The sequence below is a fragment of the Planococcus alkaliphilus genome (assembly GCF_057031095.1).
This window is the reverse complement of record NZ_CM168060.1, coordinates 102,645-128,171: the sequence shown is the minus strand read 5'-3', so window position 1 is coordinate 128,171 and position 25,527 is coordinate 102,645. Positions and strand designations below refer to the sequence as shown.

Below are 25,527 nucleotides of genomic sequence, written 5' to 3'. Positions count from 1 at the left end.
TTATTAAAGATCAAAATTCAATTATTGACCTTTATTTTTTTTGATAATTTCTTCAGAAATTGATTTTGGTACTTCTTCATAGTGATCGAAGTGCATTGAGAACACACCACGGCCTTGCGTATTAGAACGCAATGAAGTTGCATAACCAAACATTTCTGCAAGAGGAACCATAGCACGGACAACTTGTGCGTTTCCGCGAGCGTCCATACCTTCTACACGGCCGCGGCGTGACGTAATGTCACCCATGATATCTCCAAGGTATTCCTCAGGGATAACAACCTCAACGCGCATAATAGGCTCAAGAATTACAGGGTTAACCTTAGAGATAGCGTTTTTAAGAGCCATAGATGCAGCTACTTTAAATGCCATTTCGTTCGAGTCAACATCGTGGTAAGATCCATCAAACAATTTAGCTTTGATGTCGATCAATGGATATCCGGCGATAACACCGTTGTCTAGAGAGTCACGAAGACCCGCTTCAACAGCTGGGATGTATTCACGTGGAACAACACCACCAACGATAGCATTTTCAAACTCAAAACCTGCTCCTTCTTCGTTTGGAGAGAACTCGATCCAAACGTGTCCGAATTGTCCGCGACCACCAGATTGGCGTACAAATTTACCTTCAACTTGAGCTGAACTGCGGAATGTCTCACGGTAAGATACCTGAGGCGCCCCTACGTTAGCTTCAACGTTGAACTCACGGCGCATACGGTCAACTAGGATATCAAGGTGAAGTTCACCCATACCTGCGATGATCGTTTGACCAGTTTCCTGATCTGTATGCGCACGGAATGTTGGATCCTCTTCTTGCAATTTAGCAAGGGCTTGACCCATTTTGTCTTGGTCCGCTTTTGATTTCGGCTCAACTGACAATGAGATAACTGGTTCTGGGAACACCATGCGCTCAAGGATTACTTGGTGTTTCTCATCACTCAATGTATCTCCAGTTGAAGTATCTTTTAAGCCGATTGCAGCAGCGATATCTCCGCAATATACTTCAGAGATCTCTTCACGGGAGTTTGCGTGCATTTGAAGGATACGTCCAACGCGCTCACGCTTGCCTTTAGAAGAGTTTTGTACGTAAGAACCTGATTTCAAAGTACCAGAGTATACGCGGAAGAATGTTAATTTCCCTACGTATGGATCTGTCATTACCTTAAACGCTAGCGCTGAGAACGGCTCGTCTTCGCTAGGTTTACGCAATACTTCTTCATCAGAATCCGGAAGTACACCAGTCATTGGAGGTACATCCAATGGTGATGGTAGGTAATCAATTACTGCATCAAGCATTAACTGAACACCTTTGTTTTTGAAAGCAGTTCCGCAAACCACAGGATAAAACTCAACGTCTAAAGTTCCTTTACGGATAGCCGCTTTAAGTTCATCAACTGTGAGTTCTTCCCCACCAAGATATTTTTCCATCAATTCTTCGTCAAGCTCAGCAACAGCTTCCACTAATTTAGTGCGCCATTCCTCAGCAAGTTCACGATGAGTTTCAGGAATATCTCCCTCAGTAATATCAGTTCCCAAATCGTTTGCATAGAAGCGCGCTTTCATTTCTACAAGATCAATGATCCCTGAAAATTCGTCTTCAGCACCGATTGGCAATTGGATCGGGTGTGCATTCGCTTGTAGGCGGTCATGCAATGTTCCTACAGAATATAGGAAGTCAGCTCCGATTTTATCCATTTTGTTGACAAACACAACACGTGGCACGCCATATGTTGTTGCTTGACGCCAAACTGTTTCAGTTTGAGGTTCAACACCTGATTGTGCATCAAGAACCGTTACCGCACCATCAAGTACTCGTAGTGAACGTTCAACTTCAACAGTGAAGTCTACGTGTCCAGGAGTATCGATGATATTAACACGGTGGTTTTTCCATGCAGCAGTTGTCGCAGCAGAAGTGATCGTGATTCCACGCTCTTGCTCTTGCTCCATCCAGTCCATTTGAGAAGCACCTTCATGTGTTTCTCCGATTTTGTGGATTTTACCTGTGTAGTACAAAATACGCTCCGTAGTAGTCGTTTTACCGGCATCAATGTGTGCCATGATTCCGATATTACGTGTTTTGTCTAAGGAGAACTCTCTAGCCATGTTGTTTTTCTCCTTCCGTTTCGGATTAAGATGCCATAGGCATCTCGAAAGAAATTACCAGCGATAGTGAGCAAACGCTTTGTTTGCTTCCGCCATTTTATGAATATCTTCACGTTTCTTAACAGCTGCACCAGTGTTGTTAGCAGCATCTAAAATTTCATTAGCCAAACGCTCTTCCATTGTTTTCTCTCCACGAAGACGTGAATAGTTTACAAGGTAGCGAAGACCTAAAGTTGTACGGCGTTCAGGGCGAACTTCAACCGGTACTTGGTAGTTAGCTCCACCAACACGGCGAGCGCGAACTTCAAGAACTGGCATAACATTTGTCAATGCTTGTTCGTATACTTCAATCGGATCTTTACCGCTGCGTTCTTTAACTAGTTCAAACGCTCCGTATAGGATCTTTTGTGAAGTACCTCTTTTTCCGTCAACCATCATTTTATTAATTAAGCGTGTCACCAATTTCGAATTATAAATTGGATCTGGCAACACGTCACGTTTAGCTACAGGACCTTTACGAGGCATGTATGTTCCTCCTTTCAAACGAATTCTCTTCGTTATTTCAAGTTATTATTTTTTGACTTTAGGGCGTTTAGTTCCGTATTTAGAACGTCCTTGCATACGGCCGTTTACTCCAGCAGTATCAAGTGCTCCACGTACGATATGGTAACGTACACCCGGTAAATCTTTTACGCGTCCTCCGCGTAGAAGTACAACACTGTGCTCTTGAAGGTTGTGGCCTTCGCCGCCAATGTATGCATTGACCTCAATTTGGTTTGTTAACCGTACACGCGCGTATTTACGTAATGCGGAGTTAGGTTTTTTCGGTGTCATCGTACCAACACGAGTACAAACGCCGCGTTTTTGAGGTGAGCTCACGTTAGTCTGAGACTTTTTGAAGCTGTTATACCCTTTGTTCAACGCTGGTGAGTCTGATTTCGTGCTTTTTGGTTTACGAGGCTTGTTAACTAATTGGTTAATTGTAGGCATCGATTTTTTCCTCCTCTCAAAAGGTGTTCTAATACCACATATCCAGGTGGTTCATTTTTTGGGTAAAAACAAAGTCTTTGTGTTTTCTACACAAAAACTGTTATCCAGTAATCGCTACAGCAGCTGCACCGACATGAATGCCATATGCTTTTCCAAGCTTTAATCGTGAATCTGCAAATCCGATCGGAATACCTTTTTCTTGAGCTAGTTCTATAATCTGTTCGGTCATTCGATCGTCCGCGTCTTTTGCCACTATTACCTCTTGGACAATGCCGCTTTTCAATGCTTTTACTGTCTGCTTTGTACCGATGATCGTTTTGCTTGCCTGCTTTACTTTTTCATAAGACATTTGCATATCCTCCAAAGTTCCAGACGGTTAAACCATCAACCCTCAACATGTTACCACTGTATTCAAATGGTGTCAACAATATTTCTAAAAAAACCCCGGAGAGTTTTACGAACTCTCCGGAATCCAAATTTTATGATTCTGTTCCGACAATTTCTTCTTGCGCTTGTTTTTCACTTTGCGCAATCTTAATTTGGCGGTAACGCTGCATTCCTGTTCCAGCTGGAACAAGTTTACCGATGATAACGTTCTCCTTCAGACCTAACAATTCATCACGTTTTCCTTTGATCGCTGCATCTGTAAGGACGCGAGTCGTTTCTTGGAATGATGCTGCTGACAGGAAGGATTCTGTCTCAAGTGAAGCTTTCGTAATACCGAGAATTACCGGACGGCTAGTAGCTGGCAAGTTACCTTCTAGAACCGCTTTTTCGTTCGCTTCTGTAAATTGGTGAATGTCTAAAAGTGAACCTGGCAACAAGTCAGTATCGCCGGCTTCGATTACGCGGACTTTACGGAACATTTGACGAACCATAACTTCTACGTGTTTATCGCCGATTTCTACCCCTTGCATACGGTAAACTTTTTGAACTTCTTTCAACAGGTACACTTGGACAGATTGAACATCTTTAACTTGCAATAATTGCTTAGGATCAATCGAACCGTCTGTCAATACTTCTCCACGGCGGATTACATCGCCTTCTTGCACTTTCAAACGCGCATTATATGGAGCAAGATATTTACGAGTTTCGACATCGCCTTGAATCGTGATTTCTTTTTGGCCTTCGCGAATTTCATCCACTTCGGTAATCGTACCGTTGATTTCTGAAATGACTGCTTGACCTTTTGGATTTCTTGATTCGAAAATTTCTTGGATACGCGGAAGACCTTGTGTAATATCGTCTCCTGCAACCCCGCCTGTATGGAATGTACGCATTGTAAGCTGAGTTCCTGGCTCTCCGATTGATTGAGCGGCAATAATACCTACTGCTTCGCCCACTTCAACTTCATCGCCAGTCGCCAAGTTTGTACCGTAGCATTTCTTACAAACGCCGTGCTTCGTATTACATGTAAACGCAGAACGGATTGTCACTTCTTTTATGCCCGCTTCCATAATCAAACGAGTCAAATCTTGAGTGATCAGTTCGTCTTTCGCTACAATTACTTCTTGTGTTTCAGGATGGCGGATCGTTTTCTTCGCGTGGCGGCCTAAGATACGTTCATCCAGCTCTTCGATCACTTCTGTGCCTTCCATCAATGCTCCAACCAGCAAGCCGCGGTCCGTTCCACAGTCGTTTTCGCGGACAATTGCATCTTGTGCAACGTCAACTAGACGGCGTGTCAAGTAACCTGAGTCAGCTGTTTTCAGTGCTGTATCGGCAAGACCTTTACGGGCACCGTGAGTAGAGATGAAGTATTCCAATACTGTTAAACCTTCACGGAACGAAGATTTAATCGGAAGTTCAATGATTCGTCCAGCCGGGTTGGCCATCAATCCGCGCATACCAGCAAGCTGTGTAAAGTTGGACGCGTTACCACGTGCTCCAGAATCACTCATCATATAAATTGGATTCAGTTTGTTAAGAGATGCCATCAGTTTTTCCTGGATGATATCTTTTGCACTGCTCCAATAAGAAATAACACGTGAGTAGCGTTCTTCTTCAGTAATCAATCCACGGCGGAATTGTTTCATTACTTTATCAACGTTCGCTTGCGCTTCTTCTAGGATTTCCCCTTTATCAGGAAGAACGACGATATCTGCAACACCAACAGTGATTCCTGCTTGTGTTGAATATTTGAACCCAAGACTCTTCATGCGGTCAAGCATTCTAGAAGTTTCCGTAATGTGGAAACGTTTGAAGACTTCCGCAATGATTTCTCCAAGAATTTTCTTCTTGAATGGAGTTACTAATTCAGCTTCCGCAAAATAGCTGCGGATATCTGTAGTAGTTGGAACAAAATATTTCGAAGGTGTCTCTACCTGCAAATTATAATCAGTCGGTTCGTTGATGTACGGGAACGACTCCGGCAGAATTTCATTGAAAATGACTTTACCGACAGAAGTCAATAAAAGCATTTTGTTTTGTTCTTCTGTGAAAGTCGGGTTTTTAACCGATCCGGCAAGGATTGCAATTCTTGTGTGAAGGTGGACATGGCCATTTTGATAAGCGACCAGCACTTCTTCAGGACCTGAGAATGTAGCACCTTCACCAGTAGCTCCTTCGCGTTCAAGAGTTAAGTAGTAGTTTCCTAATACCATATCCTGAGACGGCGTTACAACCGGTTTACCATCTTTAGGGTTCAAGATGTTTTGAGCAGCAAGCATGAGAAGACGTGCTTCAGCTTGCGCTTCTGATGACAATGGTACGTGAACAGCCATTTGGTCACCATCGAAATCGGCATTGTAGGCTGTACATACAAGCGGATGCAGACGGATCGCTTTACCTTCAACAAGTGTCGGTTCAAATGCCTGGATACCAAGTCTGTGAAGAGTTGGTGCTCGGTTCAATAGAACCGGATGCTCCTTGATTACGTCTTCTAATACATCCCAGACTTCTGAATGCAGACGTTCAATTTTGCGTTTCGCACTCTTAATGTTATGGGCAAGTCCGCGCTCAACAAGTTCTTTCATTACGAAAGGCTTGAACAGCTCAATCGCCATCCCTTTCGGCAATCCACATTGATACATTTTCAAGTTCGGTCCAACAACGATAACGGAACGGCCTGAATAGTCAACACGTTTACCAAGAAGGTTCTGACGGAAACGACCTTGTTTCCCTTTAAGCATATGAGAAAGAGATTTTAATGGACGGTTACCTGGTCCAGTTACTGGACGGCCACGGCGACCATTATCGATTAGCGCATCTACAGCTTCCTGAAGCATGCGTTTTTCATTTTGAACGATGATGCTTGGAGCGCCAAGATCTAATAGACGTTTTAAACGGTTGTTCCGGTTGATTACCCGGCGATACAAATCGTTTAAGTCGGAAGTTGCAAAACGTCCGCCATCTAATTGAACCATTGGGCGAAGCTCAGGTGGAATAACCGGAAGAACATCTAGAATCATCCAGTCAGGGTTGTTCCCAGAGTTACGGAAAGATTCTACAACCTCAAGGCGTTTAATCGCACGCGTACGGCGTTGGCCTTGAGCAGTTTTCAATTCTTCTTTCAACGAATCTGTTTCGCGTTCAAGATCGATTTCTTGAAGAAGGCGTTTGATCGCTTCTGCACCCATAGCAGCTTGGAATTTCTTGCCAAACTTGTCGCGGTATGCACGGTATTCTTTTTCTGAAAGAAGCTGTTTCTTCTCAAGCGGTGTATCTGCAGGATCGATTACTACGTAAGAAGCAAAGTAAATTACTTCTTCTAGTGAGCGCGGAGACATATCCAAGATAAGGCCCATGCGGCTCGGAATCCCTTTGAAATACCAAATATGTGATACAGGAGCTGCAAGTTCAATATGCCCCATGCGTTCACGGCGAACTTTCGAACGAGTGACTTCAACGCCACAGCGATCGCAGACTACGCCTTTATAACGGACACGTTTGTATTTTCCGCAGTGGCATTCCCAGTCTTTTGTAGGACCGAAAATACGTTCACAGAACAAACCGTCTTTTTCTGGTTTTAATGTACGGTAGTTAATTGTTTCTGGCTTTTTGACTTCTCCATAAGACCATGAGCGGATTTTATCGGGTGAAGCTAATCCGATTTTCATATACTCAAAATTGTTAACATCTATCAAGGAGCCTACCTCCCTTTTGTCTCGAGTTTCTATGTGGCTCTTCCTCGTTTACGACCAAGTGATTAGAAGACAGACGGTAGGCTTGGACCGTCTGCTTCCAAAATTTTATCAATCAACTGTTCCAACTGTTTCTTCTTTATCTGCAATTGGCAGGATATTCAATGAATCCGCAGGTTGAAGATCTTCTTCTTCGTCCAAATCGCGCAATTCAATTTCTTCGTCATCGATCGTTAGCATTTTTACATCCATACCTAAACTTTGAAGCTCTTTGATCAAAACTTTAAATGATTCTGGAACGCTTGGTTCAGGAACACTTTCGCCTTTGACAATCGCTTCATAAGTTTTCACTCGGCCAACAACATCATCCGATTTGACCGTTAAGATTTCTTGGAGTGTATGAGCGGCACCGTATGCTTCAAGTGCCCACACTTCCATCTCACCGAAACGCTGTCCACCGAATTGAGCTTTACCGCCAAGTGGCTGTTGTGTAACCAATGAGTATGGTCCAGTAGAGCGGGCGTGCAATTTATCGTCAACCATGTGGGCAAGTTTGATCATGTACATGATCCCTACCGATACACGGTTATCGAATGCTTCACCTGAACGGCCATCATAAAGGATGGTTTTTCCGTCACGTGACATCCCTGCTTCTTCCATCGTTTCCCATACATCCGCTTCATTTGCACCGTCAAATACTGAAGATGCCATGTGAATACCAAGTGAACGAGAAGCCATACCTAAGTGTAGCTCAAGTACTTGTCCGATATTCATACGGGATGGTACACCAAGCGGGTTAAGCATGATATCAACCGGAGTTCCATCTGGCATAAACGGCATATCTTCTTCTGGAAGAATGCGTGAAATTACACCTTTGTTTCCGTGACGTCCAGCCATCTTATCCCCGACTTGGATTTTACGTTTTTGGACGATATAAGCGCGCACTAATTGGTTTACACCTGGTGGCAACTCATCGCCGTCTTCACGATTGAAGATCTTCACGTCAAGAACAATACCGCCGGCGCCGTGAGGCACTCGTAATGAAGTATCGCGGACTTCACGTGCTTTTTCTCCAAAGATTGCATGCAATAGACGTTCTTCAGCTGTCAGTTCCGTTACACCCTTAGGCGTTACTTTCCCAACCAGGATATCTCCGTCTTTCACTTCTGCTCCCACACGGATAATTCCGCGGTCATCAAGATTACGAAGTGCATCTTCACCAACGTTTGGAATGTCGCGTGTGATTTCTTCAGGTCCGAGCTTTGTATCACGCGAATCTGATTCGTATTCTTCGATATGGACAGAAGTATATACATCATCTTTTACAAGACGTTCGCTCATAATGATCGCATCTTCATAGTTGAAGCCGTCCCAAGTCATGAATGCGACAAGAACGTTGCGGCCAAGAGCCATTTCTCCGCGTTCCATCGAAGGGCCATCTGCTAAGATATCGCGTTTTGACACGCGGTCGCCGACTTTTACAATCGGACGTTGGTTATAGCTGGTACCTTGGTTTGAACGGACGAATTTTTGCAATTTATAAGTAGTCAGGTCACCTTTTACTTCTTTGCCATCGATTTCTTCGATGCGGCGAACTTTGATTTCTCTTGCTTCTACGGATTCTACGATACCTTCGTATTTTGCAATTACAGCTGCCCCAGAATCACGCGCTGCCAAATGCTCCATTCCTGTACCGACAAACGGCGCTTCAGGGTTTAACAATGGAACTGCTTGGCGTTGCATGTTTGCTCCCATTAACGCACGGTTGGAGTCATCATTTTCAAGGAACGGAATACAAGCTGTCGCTACAGATACTACCTGTTTTGGAGAAACGTCCATATAATCAATGCGGTCGCGTTTGATCAATGTGTTTTCCCCGCGGAAACGTGCTACTACTTCTTCTTCTACGAAAGAGCCGTCTTCCGATAACTCGGAGTTGGCCTGAGCCACTACATAGTTATCTTCTTCGTCTGCAGTCAAGTAGTCGATGTGAGGAGTAACCACTCCAGTTTCCGGGTCAACCCGGCGGTAAGGCGTTTCGATGAAACCGAATTTGTTCACTTTCGCGAATGTTGAAAGTGTATTGATCAATCCAATGTTCGGCCCCTCAGGCGTTTCAATCGGACACATGCGGCCATAATGCGAATAGTGAACGTCACGCACTTCAAATCCAGCGCGCTCACGTGTCAAACCACCAGGCCCAAGCGCTGATAGACGGCGTTTGTGCGTCAACTCACCCAATGGATTTGTTTGATCCATGAACTGGGAAAGCTGCGAACTTCCGAAGAACTCTTTAATTGACGCAATAACCGGACGGATATTGATCAATTGCTGAGGCACGATTGCCTGCGTATCATTGATAGACATACGCTCACGCACAACACGTTCCATACGGGATAAACCGATGCGGAACTGGTTTTGCAGAAGCTCTCCTACTGAACGCAAACGGCGGTTACCCAAGTGATCGATATCATCTGTGTTTCCAACTCCGTAAAGAAGGTTAAAGAAGTAACTGATGGATGAAATAATATCAGCTGGCGTTACATGTTTGATCTTGTCTTCAATATAAGCATTGCTGATGACATTGATCTCTTTTTGGTTTTCGTCATTCGGCGCATAGATCTTAACTGATTGCAATGTAACATCGCCTTCAAGAACTCCGCCCGTTTGACTTACCGTATGGAAATTGACGCCACTTTCCAAATAAGGAATTAGACGATCCAATACTCGGCGGTCAATGACTGTACCAGCTTCCACTAAAATTTCGCCTGTTTCAGGATCCACCAAAGTTTCAGCTATGGTTTGGTTGAAGAGGCGGTTTTTGATGTGAAGCTTTTTGTTCATTTTATAGCGGCCCACATTCGCTAAGTCATAGCGTTTTGGGTCGAAGAAACGCGAATAAAGTAAGCTTTTTGCACTTTCAACTGTCGGCGGCTCGCCCGGACGTAAACGTTCGTAGATTTCAAGAAGCGCTTTTTCCGTGCTTTCCGTATTGTCTTTTTCAAGCGTATTTTGAAGGAATTCGTTATCCCCAAGCAAATCAATGATTTCTTGGTCAGATCCGAAGCCAAGCGCTCTTAAAAGAACTGTTACCGGCAATTTACGTGTGCGGTCGATTCTTACGTAAACGACGTCTTTTGCATCTGTTTCATATTCCAGCCAAGCTCCACGGTTCGGAATAACCGTAGCTCCAAAGCCTTTTTTACCGTTTTTGTCGGTTTTGTCGTGGAAATAAACGCTTGGTGAACGCACTAATTGAGAAACAATAACGCGTTCTGCTCCATTGATGACAAAAGTTCCTGTTTCAGTCATTAATGGGAAATCACCCATAAAGACATCCTGTTCTTTCACTTCATCTGTCTCTTTGTTGTGCAAGCGAACTTTCACGCGCAAAGGAGCCGCATAAGTGACGTCGCGCTCTTTCGATTCAGAGACTGGATACTTTGGTTCCGCGAGACTGTAATCAACAAACTCAAGCGATAGATTTCCTGTGAAATCTTCGATCGGCGAGATATCTCGGAACATTTCGCGCAGTCCTTCTTCGAGGAACCACTCATAAGACGCTGATTGGATTTCAATCAGGTTAGGAAGTTCAAGCACTTCTTTAATTCTCGAAAAACTTCTACGTTGACGATGTTGCCCGTACTGAACTAGTTGACCTACCAACTTATTCACCCCTCAATAAAACGATTATAGGTCTTTGCGATTCCCACTAAATAGTGTATGATATCGAAAAGACAAAAAGAAAACGAGGCTAAAAATTAGCTCATTCTCGGTTTACCGTGATCAAATCTGTCGCTATGCCATGCCCTAAAAAGGGCAAACGACCTCAAAATAATAAATTTTGCATTTAGTTATAATACCATAGCGGTTTTGTCAAGTCAAACTTTTCTTGCCTCGAAAATAAAATACCCTTTTTTCTTGTCAATTACTTGGCAATCTCCGAAAAGCTCCGTTAATTTCTCTTGAGTCGAAGGCGCCCCTTGCTTTTTCTGTATCACAACCCACAACGATCCACCCTGCTTCAGCTTCTCGTAAGCTTCTTCATAAAAACGGAAAATCGTTTCTTTGCCTGCGCGGATTGGCGGATTGGTCAAAATCGCTGAGAAGTCGTTTTCTGCTATAGCAGACAACCCATCGCTTTCATAGATCTTCACGTTCTCAATGCTGTTTTTTTCCGCATTTTTCTTTGCTAATTCAATTGCGCGTGTGTTTACGTCAACCATGTGGACTTCTTTTTGAGGAAACGCTTTGGCGATCGCCATTCCGATCGGTCCATACCCACAACCCACATCTAAAACGGGGCCATCAATTGATGAATCTTCATACGTTTCAACCAATAAACGGGAACCAAAATCAATATCACCTTTGCTGAATACGCCTGAATCTGTCTGAAAATGGAATTTCTCGCCTCGCAATGTATTTGTCCATTCTTGAGGATTGCTTTTTGTTTGAGGATTTTTAGAATAATAATGCTGGGACATCGATAGCCCTCCTTACCATAATCAACTTACCCGTGAAACCTTCAGCTGATTTGAATATAAAAAGAAGAAAAAGCCCGTCGGTATAAACTGACGAGCTTTCTTTCTTATTCATAAGTTGTTGAAATTATTTAACTTCTACAGAAGCGCCGACTTCTTCAACTTTAGCTTTGATTTCTTCAGCTTCTTCTTTAGAAACGCCTTCTTTAAGTGCTTTAGGAGCTTCGTCAACTAGTGCTTTAGCTTCTTTCAAGCCTAGCCCAGTAACTTCGCGTACTGCTTTGATAACTTTGATTTTTTGATCTCCAGCAGAAGCTAGGATTACATCAAATTCAGTTTGTTCTTCAGCAGCAGCACCGCCAGCAGCAGCTGCAGCAACAGGAGCAGCAGCAGTTACGCCGAACTCGTCTTCGATTGCTTTTACTAGGTCGTTAAGTTGAAGAACTGTCATTTCTTTGATTGCGTCTAAGATTTGTTCTTGTGTCATTATAGTTTCCTCCTATGGAAAGTTGATTTTTTTGTCGTGCTTATCCGGCTAACTTATTAAGCGCCTTGTTCTTCTTTGCTGTCTGCAACTGCTTTTGTAATAGCAGCGAAGTTGCGGACTGGAGCTTGTAGTACGCTGAGTAGCATAGAAAGTAGACCTTCGCGTGATGGAAGTTCTGCCAATGCTTTGATATCGTCAGCAGATGATACAGTGCCTTCGATGATACCCGCTTTAATTTCAAGCGCTTCGTTCTTTTTAGCGAAATCGTTGATGATTCTCGCTGGTGCTACTACATCTTCGTTAGAAAATGCAATCGCATTTGGTCCTGTAAAGTGTTCGTTGATTGCTTCAAGTCCGTGCATTTCAGTAGCACGACGAGTCATTGAGTTTTTGTAAACTTTAAACTCAATGCCTTCTTCACGAAGCTGTTTACGAAGTTCTGTTAATTGAGCAACGTTCAAGCCGCGGTAATCCACAACTACAACCGAAGCTGCAGCTTCGAATTTGTCAGCGATCGTTTGCACAACAACTTTTTTCGTTTCAACTGCTTTTCTCATTTTGGCACCTCCTATAGATTTTTCATTCGTACCGTTCGTCCATAAGAAAAGCCTCTGGTCTTTACAGACACAGAGGCATAAGTTCAGCATCAAAAAGATGTTTACTGAATTCATCATGTCCTCGGCAGGGATAAATTAAGCGGCTAGCGCCCCTGCTGTCTGCGGTACAAATATGCATTTCACAACTAAGCCATTGTAGCAAGCGTGAAATAGATTGTCAACACTTAAATTACTTAGCTACGCTGTTTGCATCTACTTTTACAGCAGGTCCCATTGTAGTAGTAACGTTAAGTGATTTGATGTAAGTTCCTTTAGCAGAAGATGGCTTCGCTTTAAGAACTACTTCGTGGATCGCTTCTAAGTTTTCAGCAAGTTGGCTGTCATCAAAAGAAACTTTTCCGATTGGCGCGTGGATGATACCTGATTTGTCTGCACGGTATTCCACTTTACCAGCTTTGATTTCTTGAACAGCTTTTGTTACATCAAATGTAACTGTGCCTGTTTTAGGGTTTGGCATTAAGCCTTTTGGTCCTAATACGCGTCCAAGTTTACCAACTTCACCCATCATGTCAGGAGTTGCAACGATTACATCGAAGTCAAACCATCCTTGTTGGATTTTTTGGATATATTCAGCATCGCCGACGAAATCTGCGCCAGCTGCTTCAGCTTCTTTAAGTTTTTCGCCTTTAGCGAAAACCAATACGCTTTGAGTTTTACCAGTTCCGTTTGGAAGCACTACTGCTCCGCGGATTTGCTGGTCGTTCTTGCGCGTATCAATTCCAAGACGGAAAGCTACTTCTACTGTTGCGTCAAAGTTAACTGTGCTAGCTTTTTTCGCAAGTTCGATTGCTTCTTTTACATCGTACAATTTTGAACGGTCGATTAATTTTGCTGCTTCTTGCAGCTTTTTGCCTGTTTTAGCCATTTTAAATGTCCTCCTTGTTGTGGTCGAGCGGTTTTAAACCTCCCACGATTAAAGGCTGCGCGGTTCTGGCGAACGCGCGCAACCCATCCAAAAACAACTACTGTATTAGTCTTCGATTGTAATGCCCATGCTGCGAGCAGTACCTTCAACCATCAACATTGCAGCTTCAACTGAAGCAGCATTTAGATCTGGCATTTTAGTTTCTGCGATTTCGCGAACTTGGTCGCGTTTCACAGTCGCTACTTTATTGCGGTTCGGTTCGCCTGAACCTGATTCAATACCAGCTGCTTTTTTCAATAGAACAGCAGCGGGCGGAGTTTTCGTAATGAATGTAAATGAACGGTCTTCAAATACCGAAATCTCAACCGGAATGATCAGTCCTGCTTGTTCAGCAGTACGTGCGTTGAACTCTTTACAGAAGCCCATGATGTTAACACCTGCTTGACCCAATGCTGGACCAACCGGCGGCGCTGGATTAGCTTTTGCTGCAGGGATCTGCAATTTTACAACTTTAATCACTTTTTTAGCCACGAAACACACCTCCTTAAGTCCGTGATGTGGTAATAGGGTTTCCCCTCCCACTCAATATCTGTCTGTCAACTTTGTTGATAGAATTAGCTAAATTGTACAAATTGTCCTATGACAGTCTGACCTATGAAATAATACCACTTCTTCACCATAATAGCAAGTGGCTTTTATATTTTTTGAACCTGCTCGAAATCAAGTTCCATTTTTGTCTCCCGGCCGAAGATATCGATTGAAACTTTTACCTTGCCTTTTGTTTCATCGATTTCTTCCACTTTGCCTTGGAAGTTCGCGAATGGCCCTTCCATAACTTCGACCACGTCGGCCACAGCAAAGTTGATATCCACTTTGCGCGCTGTCATGCCCATCTGTTTCAAGATGAACTCAACTTCCTCATCCAATAAAGGCGTCGGTTTCGCGCCTCCGCCTGATGAACCGATAAATCCGGTTACACCTGGTGTATTCCGTACAACATACCAAGATTCATCTGTCATGATCAATTCCACTAAAACGTATCCCGGGAAAGTTTTGCGCATAACTGTACGTTTCTTTCCGTCTTTGAAATCCGTTTCCTGTTCTTCGGGAATGATGACGCGGAAGATTTTATCTTGCATGCCCATTGTTTCTACGCGTTTTTCCAAGTTTGCTTTTACTTTGTTTTCATAACCTGAATACGTATGGACCACATACCAATTTTTCTCCATAATCGTGCGGACTAGACGTCCATCCCTCCTTTTTTGCCAAATGAAAAAACCCGTTCTCTAAGAATGACGGGCTATTTTTTATGCGTTATTCTTGTTGAATACCTAAAATCAAAGTGCCAAGAACCAACGGAATAATTCCGAGATGCCAGTATCGACTAATGCGAAGAAAAGAGCCATAAAGATTACAGTTGAAAGAACAACTACTGTGTAGCGAGTCAGTTCTTTGCGTTTTGGCCAGCTTACTTTTCTCATTTCCGAAACGACATTTTTAAAGAAACCACCAATGTTGCCCATTGTTTTAAAAACCTCCGACTTTCAAAATTACTCTATATCGTCCGGCATTCAATTAAAATTCATAAGGTTTGTTGATGCACGGTATGCCCATTGCAGTGAGCACAGAATTTTTTGAGTTCCAAACGTGTACTGCGCCCTTCTTTCGAAGGTACCGTATAATTACGGGAAGCACATTTCGAGCAGCTTAAAACCATTTTTTTAGCCATTTTTCTCACCCTATTCGAGTTTGCAGCTTTTTCAAGGTTATCACCTTAAAACGGAGCTGTCAACTAGGCCTTAGGACATCTGGGTCTCGTCAAATTGAAGATGCCGCTCCAGTTTTCGTTTAACTCGCTGCAGCGCATTATCAATCGATTTAACATGCCGTTCCAATTTATCGGAAATTTCCTGATACGATTGACCGTCCAAGTACAAAGCCAGAACTTCCCGTTCCAAGTCACTCAGCACTTCACCCATTTTTTCTTCCATATACAAAAACTCTTCGTTATTGATCATCAACTCTTCAGGGTCATCTACACCAGTCCCAGTCAAAACATCCATCAACGTCCGATCCGACTCTTCATCATAGATCGGCTTATCCAAGGAAACATAGGAATTCAGCGGAATGTGCTTTTGCCTTGTCGCCGTTTTGATCGCCGTGATGATTTGGCGGATAATGCACAATTCGGCAAAGGCTCGGAAAGAAGACAATTTATCACTTCGGAAATCGCGGATCGCTTTGTATAAGCCAATCATCCCTTCTTGGATGATGTCTTCCTTATCAGCCCCTATTAAGAAATAGGAACGGGCTTTCATGCGAACAAAATGCCGAAACTTTGTAATCAAAAAATCCAAGGCTTCGGTATTTCCGCTGTGGACCAAACTGACAAGTTCTTCATCTGTCATTTCTGTGAATCGGTGCGTTTGAACTTGCTCATGATTTACCACGGCTATCCCTCCGGTTGCGTGAACCTCGATAACTTCAGTATACATGAAGAAAAAATTGAGCGTCAACCAGTCATTTCAGTCCACGTCGCCATTTTTCGAAAATTTCTGCCACTTCTTCGGATAGATGAATTTTTGAGAATGCACGCTGCTCTTGGATTTCTTTCACTTTTTTCGAAATATTCCGTTGAATTTCTTCCATCTCAATTTCCAGTTCCCTGGCTGAAATACGAAGAGCCCCTTTGCCAAAAATAACCCGTTGTTCGGTTTGATCAGAAGTGGCTACATAAATTTGGTCTCTGCGGTTGCTTAGACTCGTAGCCAACTTTTCAATCCGTTCATCCGCCGTTTCACTTTCCCGCGTAAAGATAACTTCAACTTCATGGTGCATATTCTTTGCTTCGATTCCCGGGACCAGATGCGCATCAAAAATGATGATGACCCGCCAGCCTTTGTAACTTTTATACTCAGCCATCCGTTCGATCAAACGGTCCCTGGCATCTACAAGCTTGTCTTTTTTTAATTCTCTAAGTTCCACCCAGTCTCCAATGATGTTATAGCCATCAACCAGCAGAATATCCATGGAATCACCCGAGTGGATGGCGCTTTCGATAAACTTCGTACATCAATAAACTCGCAGCCACTGATGCATTAAGCGAAGTCACATGCCCGACCATCGGCAATTGGTAAAGGAAATCACATTTATCGCGCAAGATTCGGCTCATGCCTTTCCCTTCGCTTCCGATGATCACAGCAAGCGGTAAGCCTGCATCCATGTTGCGGTAATCCGTAGACTCTTTTGCATCCGTCCCGGCAATCCACACGCCGCGTTTTTTCAATTCATCTACCGTTTGGGATAGATTATTGACACGCACGACCGGCACGTGCTCAATGGCGCCCGTTGATGACTTGGCAACAACGGCCGTCAAACCGACTGCCCGGCGTTTTGGAATTACGATGCCATGTACGCCGATTGCATCCGCAGTCCGCATGATTGACCCTAAGTTATGCGGATCTTCCAATTCATCTAAAATCAAAAAGAAAGGATCTTCTGAACGCGCTGCCGCTGCTTCGAATAAATCATCCAGTTCGGCGTAATTATAAGCAGCCACGGCTGCCGCGATTCCCTGATGGTTGGAATCCGTCAATCCATCCACTTTCTTTTTCGGCACAAACTGAACCAGGACCCCTTTTTCTTTTGCTAACTGCAGCAATTCCGTAATCCCTTTTTTCTGGACGCCTTCAGCAATCCAGATTTTATTGACATCCCGGTCAGCGCGCAAAGCTTCCAGTACGGGATTTTTGCCGCCGATAATTTCCGGTGTTAGTTCCTCAGTCATTTGACCGCTCCTCTCAGCTCTTCTATTGTGTTAATCGCATAGGCGATGATTTCATCGACCCGCTCCTGCTCGCCTTTTAAATACTGCCAGCCAAGGACCGCTTCGAAAGCGGTGCTGAAATTATAAGTTTGGACATCGGTGTTTTTCGGCACCGACCCTGATTTCGCATTTCGCCCTCTTCTCATTACAGCCAATTCTGCCTCGGTTAAAAACGTTTCCTCTGTCATTTTCTTTAATACTATTGCTTGCGCTTTTGCCGAAACGAAGGTGGTGGCTTGGCGGTGCAGAATATTGGGTTTGACGCGTCCAGAGCGCAGCAGATGTTCACGAACAGCCTGCTCGTATACAGCATCGCCCATATAAGCGAGAGCCAGTGCGTTCATCTGATCGACGTCCTGATTTCGTAAAACATTCACACCTTTACCCCCTTTTCCAACGCGTGCCTTGCGCCGTATCTTCTAAAATGATGTTTTTCTCTTTGAACAAGTCACGGATTTCGTCAGCTCGCGCAAAGTCGCGGTTCTTGCGGGCTTCAATGCGCTCTGCAAGCAGCGCTTCAATTTCCGCATCCAATAATTCTTCTTTCTGTTTGAACGGCAAGCCTAAAACGCCGGCCAATTCGTCGAATAAATTCAAGAAGGCTTCAAGCACTTCCGTCGAAGTTTGTTTTTCCAGTAAATACGTATTGGACAACCGCGATAAATCAAAGAGTTTTGAAATCGCATTGGCTGTATTGAAATCATCATCCATCGTTTCAACAAACTCTTCTTTAATGGCATTCATTTTAGCCAGCCAAATATCTGAATGGTCCCCGAGGCCCGCCGAAGTTTCCAAACGGTGCTTCAAGTTTCCATAAGCCGTCCGCAGGCGCTCAAGTCCGGCAATGGCGTCTTCGACCAGCTGCTGGGAATAATTGATCGGATGGCGGTAATGCACAGACAGCATGAACATGCGAAGGACCTGCGCGTCCAATTCTTTTAAAATGTCATTTACCAAAACGAAGTTATTCAGCGATTTCGACATTTTCTCGTTATCGATATTGATATAGCCATTGTGCATCCAGTAACGGGCAAACGTCTTGCCGGTATAAGCTTCAGACTGGGCAATTTCGTTTTCATGATGCGGGAAAGTCAAATCCTGTCCGCCTGCATGAATGTCGATAGTATCGCCCAGATGCTCGCGCGCCATGACCGAGCATTCAATATGCCAGCCTGGACGCCCCTTGCCCCAAGGACTCTTCCATGAAATTTCGCCCGGCTTTGCCGCTTTCCATAAAGCGAAATCCAAAGCATCTTCTTTCTTGTCGCCGGTTTCAATCCGTGCACCTACCTTTAACTCATCGACCGATTGATGTGATAATTTTCCGTAGCCTTCGAATTTACGCGTCCGGTAGTAGATGTCCCCTTGCGATTCGTACGCATAGCCTTTTTCCACAAGCGCCTCGATAAAATCAATGATTTGCGGCATATGGTCCATGACACGCGGATGCACATCCGCTTCGTCGCAGCCCAGCGCTTTCGTATCTTCAAAATAAGCCTGGATAAAACGTTCCGCGATTTCCGGCACTTCTACACCTAATTCATTGGCAGCCTTGATCAGTTTGTCATCGACATCCGTAAAGTTGGACACGTACGTAACGTCATAGCCGCGGTAAGTCAGGTAACGGCGAACCGTGTCATAGACGATAACCGGACGCGCGTTGCCGATATGAATGTAATTATAGACCGTTGGACCGCATACATACATTTTTACTTTTCCCTCTTCTAAAGGAATAAATGCTTCTTTTTGACGCGATAGCGAATTAAAAATTTGAATTGCCATTCGATTGCCCTTCTTTCTTTTATGCGTTTTTTAATCGTTCAATTTCCCGCTTCAGTTCAGCTATTTTCATTTCCATGCTTTCGCATTTATCCATCATCGGATCCGGCATATCTTGATGATTCAGATCCGGCTTCACTTTCACGCCGTCCTGGATCACCACTTTCCCGGGAATCCCTACAACCGTCGCATTGGCCGGAACGCTTTTCAGCACAACGGATCCTGCGCCGACTTTTGAATTTTCACCGATGACGATCGAGCCGAGGACCTTCGCGCCTGTAGCGACCAACACATTATCTTCAAGCGTCGGATGGCGTTTGCCGCGTTCTTTTCCCGTTCCTCCGAGCGTCACACCTTGGTACAAGGTGACATTATCACCGATGATACACGTTTCACCGATGACTACCCCCATGCCGTGGTCAATGAAAAACCGGCGGCCGATCACCGCTCCCGGATGGATTTCGATGCCCGTGAAAAAGCGGCTGATCTGCGAAATGACACGGGCAATGAAAAATAATTTCTTCTTGAAGAAAAAATGCGCTAAGCGGTGTGCCCAAATGGCATGCAGCCCCGAATAGGTCAAGATGACTTCCAGATAGCTTCGGGCAGCCGGATCCTGCTCAAACACAACGTCAACGTCTTCTTTTAAAAATTTCCACAAACTCACTCTCTCCTTTCTTGTGCAAAATAAAAAGCGCCTCTGCCATAAAAATGACAGAGACGCATGATTGCGCGGTTCCACTCTGATTAGAAAGGCGTTTGCCCTTCTCTCTCGAATGCCTTTAACGCAGGCGATACGTCTGGTCTACTTGATTCGACTCAGCACTCGGAGAGGCATTTCAACGCAGCAGCGGCCCGGATCATTTTCAGCCGGTGATGATCCTCTCTTTAGAGCTTGCTGCATTTACTTCTTCTCGTCAACGATTTACTAATAGTAAGTTCATTTTACACGCTTGCCGCCATAAGTCAATTTCTTGCACTCTCTGCGGCAACTACTCTCCTTATGCCTGTGCGAATTTAGCTAGGCGTGCAATGGTTTTTTCTTTTCCTAAAAGCGCAATGGAATCCGGCAATTCCGGTCCATGCATTTGCCCTGTCGTAACAACGCGGATCGGCATGAATAAATTCTTGCCTTTATGGCCAGTCGCTTTTTGGACAGCTTTGATCGCTGCTTTGATTTCCGCAGGTTCAAATGCTTCCAGGCTTTCAAGCTGCTCGATGAACGAAGCCATCACTTCCGGCACTTGCTCGCCAGCCAACACTTCTTTCTCTTCTTCGCCGAACGACAATTCTTCTGTGAAGAACAGATCCGAAATTTCCGTAATTTCAGCACCGTAGCTCATTTGATCATGATACAAAGCAATCAGCTTTTCAGCCCAAACAGTTTGTTCTTCTGATAATTCTTCAGGCAGTTTGCCCGCTTTCTGCAAATGAGGAAGCGCGAGTTTCACCACTTCATCAAGCGGCATTTGCTTGATGTATTGATTGTTCATCCACATCATTTTTTGCTTATCGAACATGGATGGCGATTTAGAAAGGCGTTTCACATCAAAGATGCGGATCAATTCCTCTTTCGAGAAAATTTCTTCTTCCCCTTCTGGAGACCAGCCAAGCAATGCAAAGAAATTAAACAAGGCTTCCGGAATATAGCCAAGGTCTTTGTATTGAGAAATGAACTGAAGAATCGACTCATCGCGCTTCGACAATTTCTTGCGGTCTTCGTTAATGATTAAGGTCATGTGTCCGAACGATGGATAATCCCATCCAAAAGCATCAAAAATCATCATTTGCTTCGGCGTATTCGACAAATGCTCTTCTCCGCGGAATACGTGAGAGATTTTCATCAAATGATCATCAATTACAACAGCAAAGTTATAAGTCGGGATGCCATTTGTTTTCACCAGCACCCAGTCACCCACATCTTTCGATTCGAATGAAACGGGTCCACGGACCAAATCTTCAAATGCATATGTTACGTTAGCCGGCACTTTCATGCGCAGCGTGTAAGGCATGCCTGCCGCTTCTTTTTCTGCCACTTCTTCTGCGCTTAAATTGCGGCATGTTCCGCTATACTGAGGGGCAGCAATTCCTGCCGCTTTTTGCTCTTCACGTTCAGCTTCCAATTTTTCAGGCGTACAGAAGCATTTATAAGCCGTTCCTTTTTGAAGCATTTCATCAGCATAGCCTTTGTAAATATCCAAACGTTCCATTTGGCGGTAAGGGCCGTATTCGCCGCCGATATCAACGGACTCATCGTATTCCAAACCAAGCCATTTTAAATTATCCAATTGCGATAATTCGCCTGTTTCGATATTGCGGGCAATATCCGTGTCCTCGATGCGGACGATGAACTTCCCGTTGTTGTGGCGTGCGTATAGATAATTAAAGAGCGCTGTCCGGGCTCCGCCGATATGTAAATGGCCAGTCGGGCTCGGAGCATAACGTACGCGTACTTCTTGTGTCATGTTTTTTCCTCCTAATTGAATAACAGTATGTTCTATTTTATCACTCTGGAGCATCCAGCGGAAGCGGGCGTTTTGTCAATAAGATGACTGCAAGTGCAGCGATCCCTTCTTCGCGGCCAGTGAATCCCAGGTGTTCGGAAGTTGTGGCTTTCACATTCACCTGTGAAATGTCCGCTTCCAATAAGCCTGCAATCGACTCGCGCATCTGCTCAATATAAGGGGCAAGCTTCGGTTTTTGTGCAATGACGGTGCAGTCGACGTTGCCCAGTTCATAGCCTTGTTCTTTTACATATTGCCAAATATGCGTGAGCAGCTTACGCGAATCCGCATCTTTGAATTCAGGGTCCGTATCCGGGAAATGCTTGCCGATATCGCCGCCACAAATCGCGCCAAGCGCTGCATCTGTAATGGTATGCAACAAAACATCTGCATCTGAATGGCCGAGCAAGCCTTTGTCATGCGGAATTTCAATGCCGCCTAAAATGAATGGGCGCCCTTCTGCTAATTGGTGAACATCGTATCCTTGTCCAATTCGTATCATTTTTGTTCCTCCTGTTTCCGGTTCTCTAAAATAGCCTTGCCGTAAATTAAATCTTCCGGTGTAGTCATTTTTACATTTTCGTACGTACTCTCCACAATTTCAACCGGATGTCCTAAGCGCTCCACGAGCATCGCTTCATCCGTTCCCAAAAAGCCATCTTTGGCCGCTGCCTGTGCAGCTGCCAAAATCAAGTCATATCGAAAAGCTTGCGGAGTTTGAATCATCCATAATTGCTCGCGGTTGACTGTTTCAGTAATGATGCCATCCCGTGCTTTTTTAATCGTATCTTTTACCGGTACAGCCGCAATCGCTGCTCCAGAAGCACGAGCGGTTCCCACCAGTTCCGAAATGACTGACGGGTCGATGAACGGCCTCGCTGCATCATGGACCAACACAACGCCACAAGGCGGAATCGCTTCAAGACATGCTCTAACACTGTCTTGCCGCTCCATTCCGCCTTCTGCATAGCCATGGACTTTCGTAATGCCGTATTGGTTGACGCAAGTTTCGATCAGTTCACGCTCATCCTTTTTGACAGCGAGCCAAATACTCTCGCAATTCGGATCCTGCTGGAACACTTCCAAGGTATAAAGGAAAATCGGTTTATCGAATAACTCGAGTAATAATTTATTCTTATTTGCCTTCATCCGTTTCCCACTGCCAGCAGCAGGAAGAACGACTGTATAATTCATATTGTGCCATCCTTTATCCATTCATTGTGACTTGGCGGCCTTCTCGCGGTTTCGCGAAAATCATCCGGCCCGCCGAAGTTTGAAGCACACTCGTTACCGTAACATCAATTGCTTGCCCGATAAACCCTTTGCCGTCTTCAATGACAATCATTGTACCATCGTCCAAGTAAGCAACCCCTTGATTTTGCTCTTTGCCGTCTTTGATCACGACCACATGCATATCTTCACCAGGGATCACGACCGGTTTCACCGCGTTGGCCAAGTCGTTAATATTTAAGACCGGAACATTGTGGAGCTCACAGACTTTATTTAAATTAAAATCATTTGTGACGACTTGCCCGCCCATTTTTTTAGCGGCGCGCATCAGCTTCAAATCCACTTCGCTGACTTCGTCAAAACTTTCTTCCGTAATCATAATAGCACCTTCGCGTTCACTTTGAAGGCGTTTCAAAATATCCAACCCTCTGCGCCCGCGCGTTCTTTTCAAAGTATCGGAAGAATCGGCGATATGCTGCAGCTCCGACAACACGAATTGAGGAACGACAAATGTCCCTTCCATAAATCCAGTCGCGGAAATATCGGCAATCCGCCCGTCAATGATAACACTCGTATCCAGAAGCTTATAAGAAGTCTTTTCAACGGCTTCCTCAATTTCCGGTTTTTTCGATACCACTAGACGTTGAGGCGTCAGCATTGCAATCATTTCTTCCCTTTTTTGGAAGCCCACTTGGAAGCCTAAATATCCCAATACCACCGACAAGATGATCGGAGCCGCTGTCGCCACTACCGGAATATCAATCGTGTTCAATGCAAAACCGATCAAGAAAGCGACAATCAACCCAATGATGAGTCCGACTGTACCAAACAGCAGATCCGGAGTGGGGGCATGAAGAAGCCTTTCCTCCATCCACTTCATAAACCTAACGATGGCATCCGCAAACAATAGAGACAAAAGAAAGAAGATAAGTGCACCAATCAAAGCAGATGCAATTGCATTATTGACCCAGGGATTGTCAAGAATAGGAATAAGTTCAAAACCGTATGGTAAAAATAGAATCCCGACAGTGGCACCAACAAGCAAAAATAACACTTGAATAATTCTTTTTAGCATAGACTCCACCTCCTTTATAATAATTATACACATTTTGGTGACGAAACGCTCTGCAGACCCTTTCAGGAAATTAGCTAAAGAAAAAGGAGGCAAATTGCCTCCTTTATTGTGGGAAAATCTCTTTTAACGCATCATTTACACTTTCAACGCCGACTACTCGGATTCCCTCCGGATAATCCCAGCCGCCAAGATTCGAAGCTGGAATAATGGCCCGTTTAAACCCTAATTTCGCAGCTTCCTGAACTCGCTGTTCAATACGGGATACCCGTCGGATCTCCCCTGTTAAACCTACTTCACCAATTATACAATCATAGACATTCGGCGCGAGATCGCGGTAACTTGAAACAATGCTCGCAAGTACGGCCAAGTCGATCGCCGGCTCGTCCAATTTTACGCCGCCTGCAACTTTAATATAGGCGTCCTGTGCCTGCAGCAACATGCCCATCCGCTTCTCAAGCACAGCCATTAAAAGCGACACCCGGTTTTGATCGATTCCCGTAGCCATCCGCTTCGGATAGTTAAAGCTTGAAGGCGTGACCAATGCTTGGATTTCAACCAAAATCGGACGCGTCCCTTCCATGGATGCTACAACAGTAGAGCCTGCTGCCCCGCTTGAGCGTTCTTGAAGAAATAATTCAGACGGATTCAGCACTTCTTTCAATCCGCCTTGCAGCATTTCAAAAATCGCGATTTCATTGGTCGACCCGAAACGGTTTTTGACACTTCGCAAAATCCGATACGTATGATGGCGTTCGCCTTCAAAATACAAAACGGTATCCACCATATGCTCTAAAATTCTAGGGCCGGCAATCTGCCCTTCTTTTGTTACGTGTCCTACCAGGAAAATAGCAATATTCTTCGTCTTAGCGATCCGCATTAATTCAGCCGTGCTTTCCCGAACTTGGGTCACACTGCCGGGAGCAGATGTCACTTCCGGATGGTGTACCGTCTGGATGGAATCGACAATGACGAAATCCGGTGCCACTTCTTCAATCGTATGATGGATCAATTCCAAATTGGTCTCCGCATAGATATAGAGTTCCGAAGAAGAGGCATTCAAACGCTGTGCCCGCAATTTGGTTTGGCGAATCGATTCTTCACCGGAAATATACAAGACGCGGCTTCCACTGTTCGCAAGCATCGCAGATACCTGCAGCAGCAAAGTCGACTTCCCGATTCCGGGATCTCCACCGATTAAAACAAGCGATCCGGGAACAATCCCACCGCCGAGTACACGGTTTAATTCTTCAAGTTCGGTTTCTACGCGCGGCTCTTCTTTTGTCTCAATGGCATTTATGGAAACCGCTTTTTGCGGAACTGCAGCCGAATGCTGAAACGCTCCTCGCGTTCCTTTAGGTGCAGCCACTTCCACTTCTTCCACCATCTGATTCCATTCTCCGCAGCCTGGACATTTCCCCATCCATTTAGCTGACTCATAACCGCACGACTGACAAACAAACTTCGTCTTTTTCTTAGCCATGGGTACCTCCT

Annotated in this window: 25 protein-coding genes and 2 other annotated features; all 25 genes read right to left on the bottom strand. The window is 44.6% G+C overall.

Annotated elements, in window-relative coordinates; all coding sequences use genetic code 11:
* Positions 1 to 21: 21 nt before the first annotated feature.
* Positions 22 to 2,100 (bottom strand): elongation factor G, encoded by a 2,079-nt coding sequence (gene fusA / locus AC2EXB_RS00620; RefSeq protein ID WP_235197805.1) that lies wholly within the window; start codon positions 2,098 to 2,100, stop codon positions 22 to 24.
* Positions 2,101 to 2,154: 54 nt separating this feature from the next.
* Positions 2,155 to 2,625 (bottom strand): 30S ribosomal protein S7, encoded by a 471-nt coding sequence (gene rpsG / locus AC2EXB_RS00615; protein WP_008432480.1) that lies wholly within the window; start codon positions 2,623 to 2,625, stop codon positions 2,155 to 2,157.
* A gap of 45 nt (positions 2,626 to 2,670) precedes the next feature.
* Positions 2,671 to 3,090: a 30S ribosomal protein S12 gene (gene rpsL / locus AC2EXB_RS00610; RefSeq protein ID WP_052654186.1), complete on the bottom strand. Its 420-nt coding sequence runs from the start codon at positions 3,088 to 3,090 to the stop codon at positions 2,671 to 2,673.
* Positions 3,091 to 3,190: 100 nt separating this feature from the next.
* Complete coding sequence (locus AC2EXB_RS00605; protein WP_483602977.1) at positions 3,191 to 3,439, bottom strand: 50S ribosomal protein L7ae-like protein; 249 nt, start codon at positions 3,437 to 3,439, stop codon at positions 3,191 to 3,193.
* A 130-nt stretch (positions 3,440 to 3,569) separates the two neighbouring features.
* The gene (rpoC, locus tag AC2EXB_RS00600; protein WP_483602975.1) at positions 3,570 to 7,175 is read right to left on the bottom strand and encodes a DNA-directed RNA polymerase subunit beta'; all 3,606 of its coding nucleotides are present in this window, start codon (positions 7,173 to 7,175) and stop codon (positions 3,570 to 3,572) included.
* 108 nt (positions 7,176 to 7,283) lie between these two features.
* A complete protein-coding gene (gene rpoB / locus AC2EXB_RS00595; RefSeq protein ID WP_235197802.1) occupies positions 7,284 to 10,838 on the bottom strand; it encodes a DNA-directed RNA polymerase subunit beta in 3,555 nt (1,184 codons plus the stop codon).
* Positions 10,839 to 11,053: 215 nt separating this feature from the next.
* A complete protein-coding gene (locus AC2EXB_RS00590) occupies positions 11,054 to 11,656 on the bottom strand; it encodes a class I SAM-dependent methyltransferase (protein ID WP_483602973.1) in 603 nt (200 codons plus the stop codon).
* Positions 11,657 to 11,780: 124 nt separating this feature from the next.
* Entirely contained in the window at positions 11,781 to 12,140 is a 360-nt protein-coding gene (rplL, locus tag AC2EXB_RS00585) for a 50S ribosomal protein L7/L12 (protein WP_235197800.1), read from the bottom strand.
* Positions 12,141 to 12,196: 56 nt separating this feature from the next.
* Positions 12,197 to 12,697: a 50S ribosomal protein L10 gene (gene rplJ, locus AC2EXB_RS00580; RefSeq protein WP_235197799.1), complete on the bottom strand. Its 501-nt coding sequence runs from the start codon at positions 12,695 to 12,697 to the stop codon at positions 12,197 to 12,199.
* A 35-nt stretch (positions 12,698 to 12,732) separates the two neighbouring features.
* Positions 12,733 to 12,880 (bottom strand) — a sequence feature (ribosomal protein L10 leader region).
* A gap of 46 nt (positions 12,881 to 12,926) precedes the next feature.
* Positions 12,927 to 13,622, bottom strand: a complete 696-nt coding sequence (rplA, locus tag AC2EXB_RS00575; protein WP_251480262.1) for a 50S ribosomal protein L1 — start codon at positions 13,620 to 13,622, stop codon at positions 12,927 to 12,929.
* Positions 13,623 to 13,727: 105 nt separating this feature from the next.
* Positions 13,728 to 14,153: a 50S ribosomal protein L11 gene (rplK, locus tag AC2EXB_RS00570; RefSeq protein WP_052654209.1), complete on the bottom strand. Its 426-nt coding sequence runs from the start codon at positions 14,151 to 14,153 to the stop codon at positions 13,728 to 13,730.
* A gap of 164 nt (positions 14,154 to 14,317) precedes the next feature.
* Positions 14,318 to 14,851: a transcription termination/antitermination protein NusG gene (nusG, locus tag AC2EXB_RS00565; protein ID WP_235197797.1), complete on the bottom strand. Its 534-nt coding sequence runs from the start codon at positions 14,849 to 14,851 to the stop codon at positions 14,318 to 14,320.
* Between the two features lie 108 nt (positions 14,852 to 14,959).
* The gene (gene secE, locus AC2EXB_RS00560; RefSeq protein WP_235197796.1) at positions 14,960 to 15,145 is read right to left on the bottom strand and encodes a preprotein translocase subunit SecE; all 186 of its coding nucleotides are present in this window, start codon (positions 15,143 to 15,145) and stop codon (positions 14,960 to 14,962) included.
* Between the two features lie 59 nt (positions 15,146 to 15,204).
* Positions 15,205 to 15,339, bottom strand: a complete 135-nt coding sequence (gene rpmG / locus AC2EXB_RS00555) for a 50S ribosomal protein L33 (protein WP_397443529.1) — start codon at positions 15,337 to 15,339, stop codon at positions 15,205 to 15,207.
* An 82-nt stretch (positions 15,340 to 15,421) separates the two neighbouring features.
* Positions 15,422 to 16,072: an RNA polymerase sporulation sigma factor SigH gene (sigH, locus tag AC2EXB_RS00550; RefSeq protein WP_052654218.1), complete on the bottom strand. Its 651-nt coding sequence runs from the start codon at positions 16,070 to 16,072 to the stop codon at positions 15,422 to 15,424.
* Positions 16,073 to 16,142: 70 nt separating this feature from the next.
* Positions 16,143 to 16,652 (bottom strand): NYN domain-containing protein, encoded by a 510-nt coding sequence (locus AC2EXB_RS00545; RefSeq protein WP_251480266.1) that lies wholly within the window; start codon positions 16,650 to 16,652, stop codon positions 16,143 to 16,145.
* A gap of 4 nt (positions 16,653 to 16,656) precedes the next feature.
* Positions 16,657 to 17,409: a 23S rRNA (guanosine(2251)-2'-O)-methyltransferase RlmB gene (gene rlmB / locus AC2EXB_RS00540; RefSeq protein WP_235197795.1), complete on the bottom strand. Its 753-nt coding sequence runs from the start codon at positions 17,407 to 17,409 to the stop codon at positions 16,657 to 16,659.
* A complete protein-coding gene (locus AC2EXB_RS00535; protein ID WP_483602969.1) occupies positions 17,406 to 17,825 on the bottom strand; it encodes a Mini-ribonuclease 3 in 420 nt (139 codons plus the stop codon). Before AC2EXB_RS00535 ends, rlmB begins: the two co-directional genes overlap by 4 nt.
* A gap of 4 nt (positions 17,826 to 17,829) precedes the next feature.
* The gene (cysS, locus tag AC2EXB_RS00530) at positions 17,830 to 19,230 is read right to left on the bottom strand and encodes a cysteine--tRNA ligase (RefSeq protein WP_483602967.1); all 1,401 of its coding nucleotides are present in this window, start codon (positions 19,228 to 19,230) and stop codon (positions 17,830 to 17,832) included.
* Between the two features lie 19 nt (positions 19,231 to 19,249).
* Positions 19,250 to 19,888: a serine O-acetyltransferase gene (cysE, locus tag AC2EXB_RS00525; protein WP_235197793.1), complete on the bottom strand. Its 639-nt coding sequence runs from the start codon at positions 19,886 to 19,888 to the stop codon at positions 19,250 to 19,252.
* 52 nt (positions 19,889 to 19,940) lie between these two features.
* Positions 19,941 to 20,157, bottom strand: a binding site (T-box leader).
* Between the two features lie 71 nt (positions 20,158 to 20,228).
* Positions 20,229 to 21,692, bottom strand: coding sequence for a glutamate--tRNA ligase (gltX, locus tag AC2EXB_RS00520; protein ID WP_483602965.1), 1,464 nt, complete (start codon positions 21,690 to 21,692; stop codon positions 20,229 to 20,231).
* A 40-nt stretch (positions 21,693 to 21,732) separates the two neighbouring features.
* On the bottom strand, positions 21,733 to 22,233 hold the full coding sequence (gene ispF / locus AC2EXB_RS00515) for a 2-C-methyl-D-erythritol 2,4-cyclodiphosphate synthase (protein WP_052654236.1): 501 nt from the start codon (positions 22,231 to 22,233) through the stop codon (positions 21,733 to 21,735).
* The gene (gene ispD / locus AC2EXB_RS00510; RefSeq protein ID WP_235197792.1) at positions 22,230 to 22,925 is read right to left on the bottom strand and encodes a 2-C-methyl-D-erythritol 4-phosphate cytidylyltransferase; all 696 of its coding nucleotides are present in this window, start codon (positions 22,923 to 22,925) and stop codon (positions 22,230 to 22,232) included. The genes ispF and ispD overlap by 4 nt, the downstream gene beginning before the upstream one ends.
* Before the next feature lie 13 nt (positions 22,926 to 22,938).
* Positions 22,939 to 24,036 (bottom strand): PIN/TRAM domain-containing protein, encoded by a 1,098-nt coding sequence (locus AC2EXB_RS00505; protein WP_483602963.1) that lies wholly within the window; start codon positions 24,034 to 24,036, stop codon positions 22,939 to 22,941.
* Between the two features lie 103 nt (positions 24,037 to 24,139).
* Entirely contained in the window at positions 24,140 to 25,516 is a 1,377-nt protein-coding gene (radA, locus tag AC2EXB_RS00500) for a DNA repair protein RadA (RefSeq protein ID WP_235197790.1), read from the bottom strand.
* Positions 25,517 to 25,527: the final 11 nt, after the last annotated feature.

What these genes read in the sequence shown, in the direction of transcription:
- AC2EXB_RS00605 (WP_483602977.1), bottom strand. Translation starts at nt 3,439, where the DNA reads ATGTCTTATGAAAAAGTAAAGCAGGCAAGCAAAACGATCATCGGTACA.
- AC2EXB_RS00590 (WP_483602973.1), bottom strand. Translation starts at nt 11,656, where the DNA reads ATGTCCCAGCATTATTATTCTAAAAATCCTCAAACAAAAAGCAATCCT.
- fusA (WP_235197805.1), bottom strand. Translation starts at nt 2,100, where the DNA reads ATGGCTAGAGAGTTCTCCTTAGACAAAACACGTAATATCGGAATCATG.
- rplA (WP_251480262.1), bottom strand. Translation starts at nt 13,622, where the DNA reads ATGGCTAAAACAGGCAAAAAGCTGCAAGAAGCAGCAAAATTAATCGAC.
- rlmB (WP_235197795.1), bottom strand. Translation starts at nt 17,409, where the DNA reads ATGACTGAGGAACTAACACCGGAAATTATCGGCGGCAAAAATCCCGTA.
- rpmG (WP_397443529.1), bottom strand. Translation starts at nt 15,339, where the DNA reads ATGGTTTTAAGCTGCTCGAAATGTGCTTCCCGTAATTATACGGTACCT.
- ispD (WP_235197792.1), bottom strand. Translation starts at nt 22,925, where the DNA reads ATGAATTATACAGTCGTTCTTCCTGCTGCTGGCAGTGGGAAACGGATG.
- gltX (WP_483602965.1), bottom strand. Translation starts at nt 21,692, where the DNA reads ATGACACAAGAAGTACGCGTACGTTATGCTCCGAGCCCGACTGGCCAT.
- rplL (WP_235197800.1), bottom strand. Translation starts at nt 12,140, where the DNA reads ATGACACAAGAACAAATCTTAGACGCAATCAAAGAAATGACAGTTCTT.
- radA (WP_235197790.1), bottom strand. Translation starts at nt 25,516, where the DNA reads ATGGCTAAGAAAAAGACGAAGTTTGTTTGTCAGTCGTGCGGTTATGAG.
- rpsL (WP_052654186.1), bottom strand. Translation starts at nt 3,090, where the DNA reads ATGCCTACAATTAACCAATTAGTTAACAAGCCTCGTAAACCAAAAAGC.
- AC2EXB_RS00545 (WP_251480266.1), bottom strand. Translation starts at nt 16,652, where the DNA reads ATGGATATTCTGCTGGTTGATGGCTATAACATCATTGGAGACTGGGTG.
- rplJ (WP_235197799.1), bottom strand. Translation starts at nt 12,697, where the DNA reads ATGAGAAAAGCAGTTGAAACGAAAAAAGTTGTTGTGCAAACGATCGCT.
- nusG (WP_235197797.1), bottom strand. Translation starts at nt 14,851, where the DNA reads ATGGAGAAAAATTGGTATGTGGTCCATACGTATTCAGGTTATGAAAAC.
- secE (WP_235197796.1), bottom strand. Translation starts at nt 15,145, where the DNA reads ATGGGCAACATTGGTGGTTTCTTTAAAAATGTCGTTTCGGAAATGAGA.
- ispF (WP_052654236.1), bottom strand. Translation starts at nt 22,233, where the DNA reads ATGATACGAATTGGACAAGGATACGATGTTCACCAATTAGCAGAAGGG.
- cysS (WP_483602967.1), bottom strand. Translation starts at nt 19,230, where the DNA reads ATGGCAATTCAAATTTTTAATTCGCTATCGCGTCAAAAAGAAGCATTT.
- AC2EXB_RS00505 (WP_483602963.1), bottom strand. Translation starts at nt 24,036, where the DNA reads ATGCTAAAAAGAATTATTCAAGTGTTATTTTTGCTTGTTGGTGCCACT.
- rpsG (WP_008432480.1), bottom strand. Translation starts at nt 2,625, where the DNA reads ATGCCTCGTAAAGGTCCTGTAGCTAAACGTGACGTGTTGCCAGATCCA.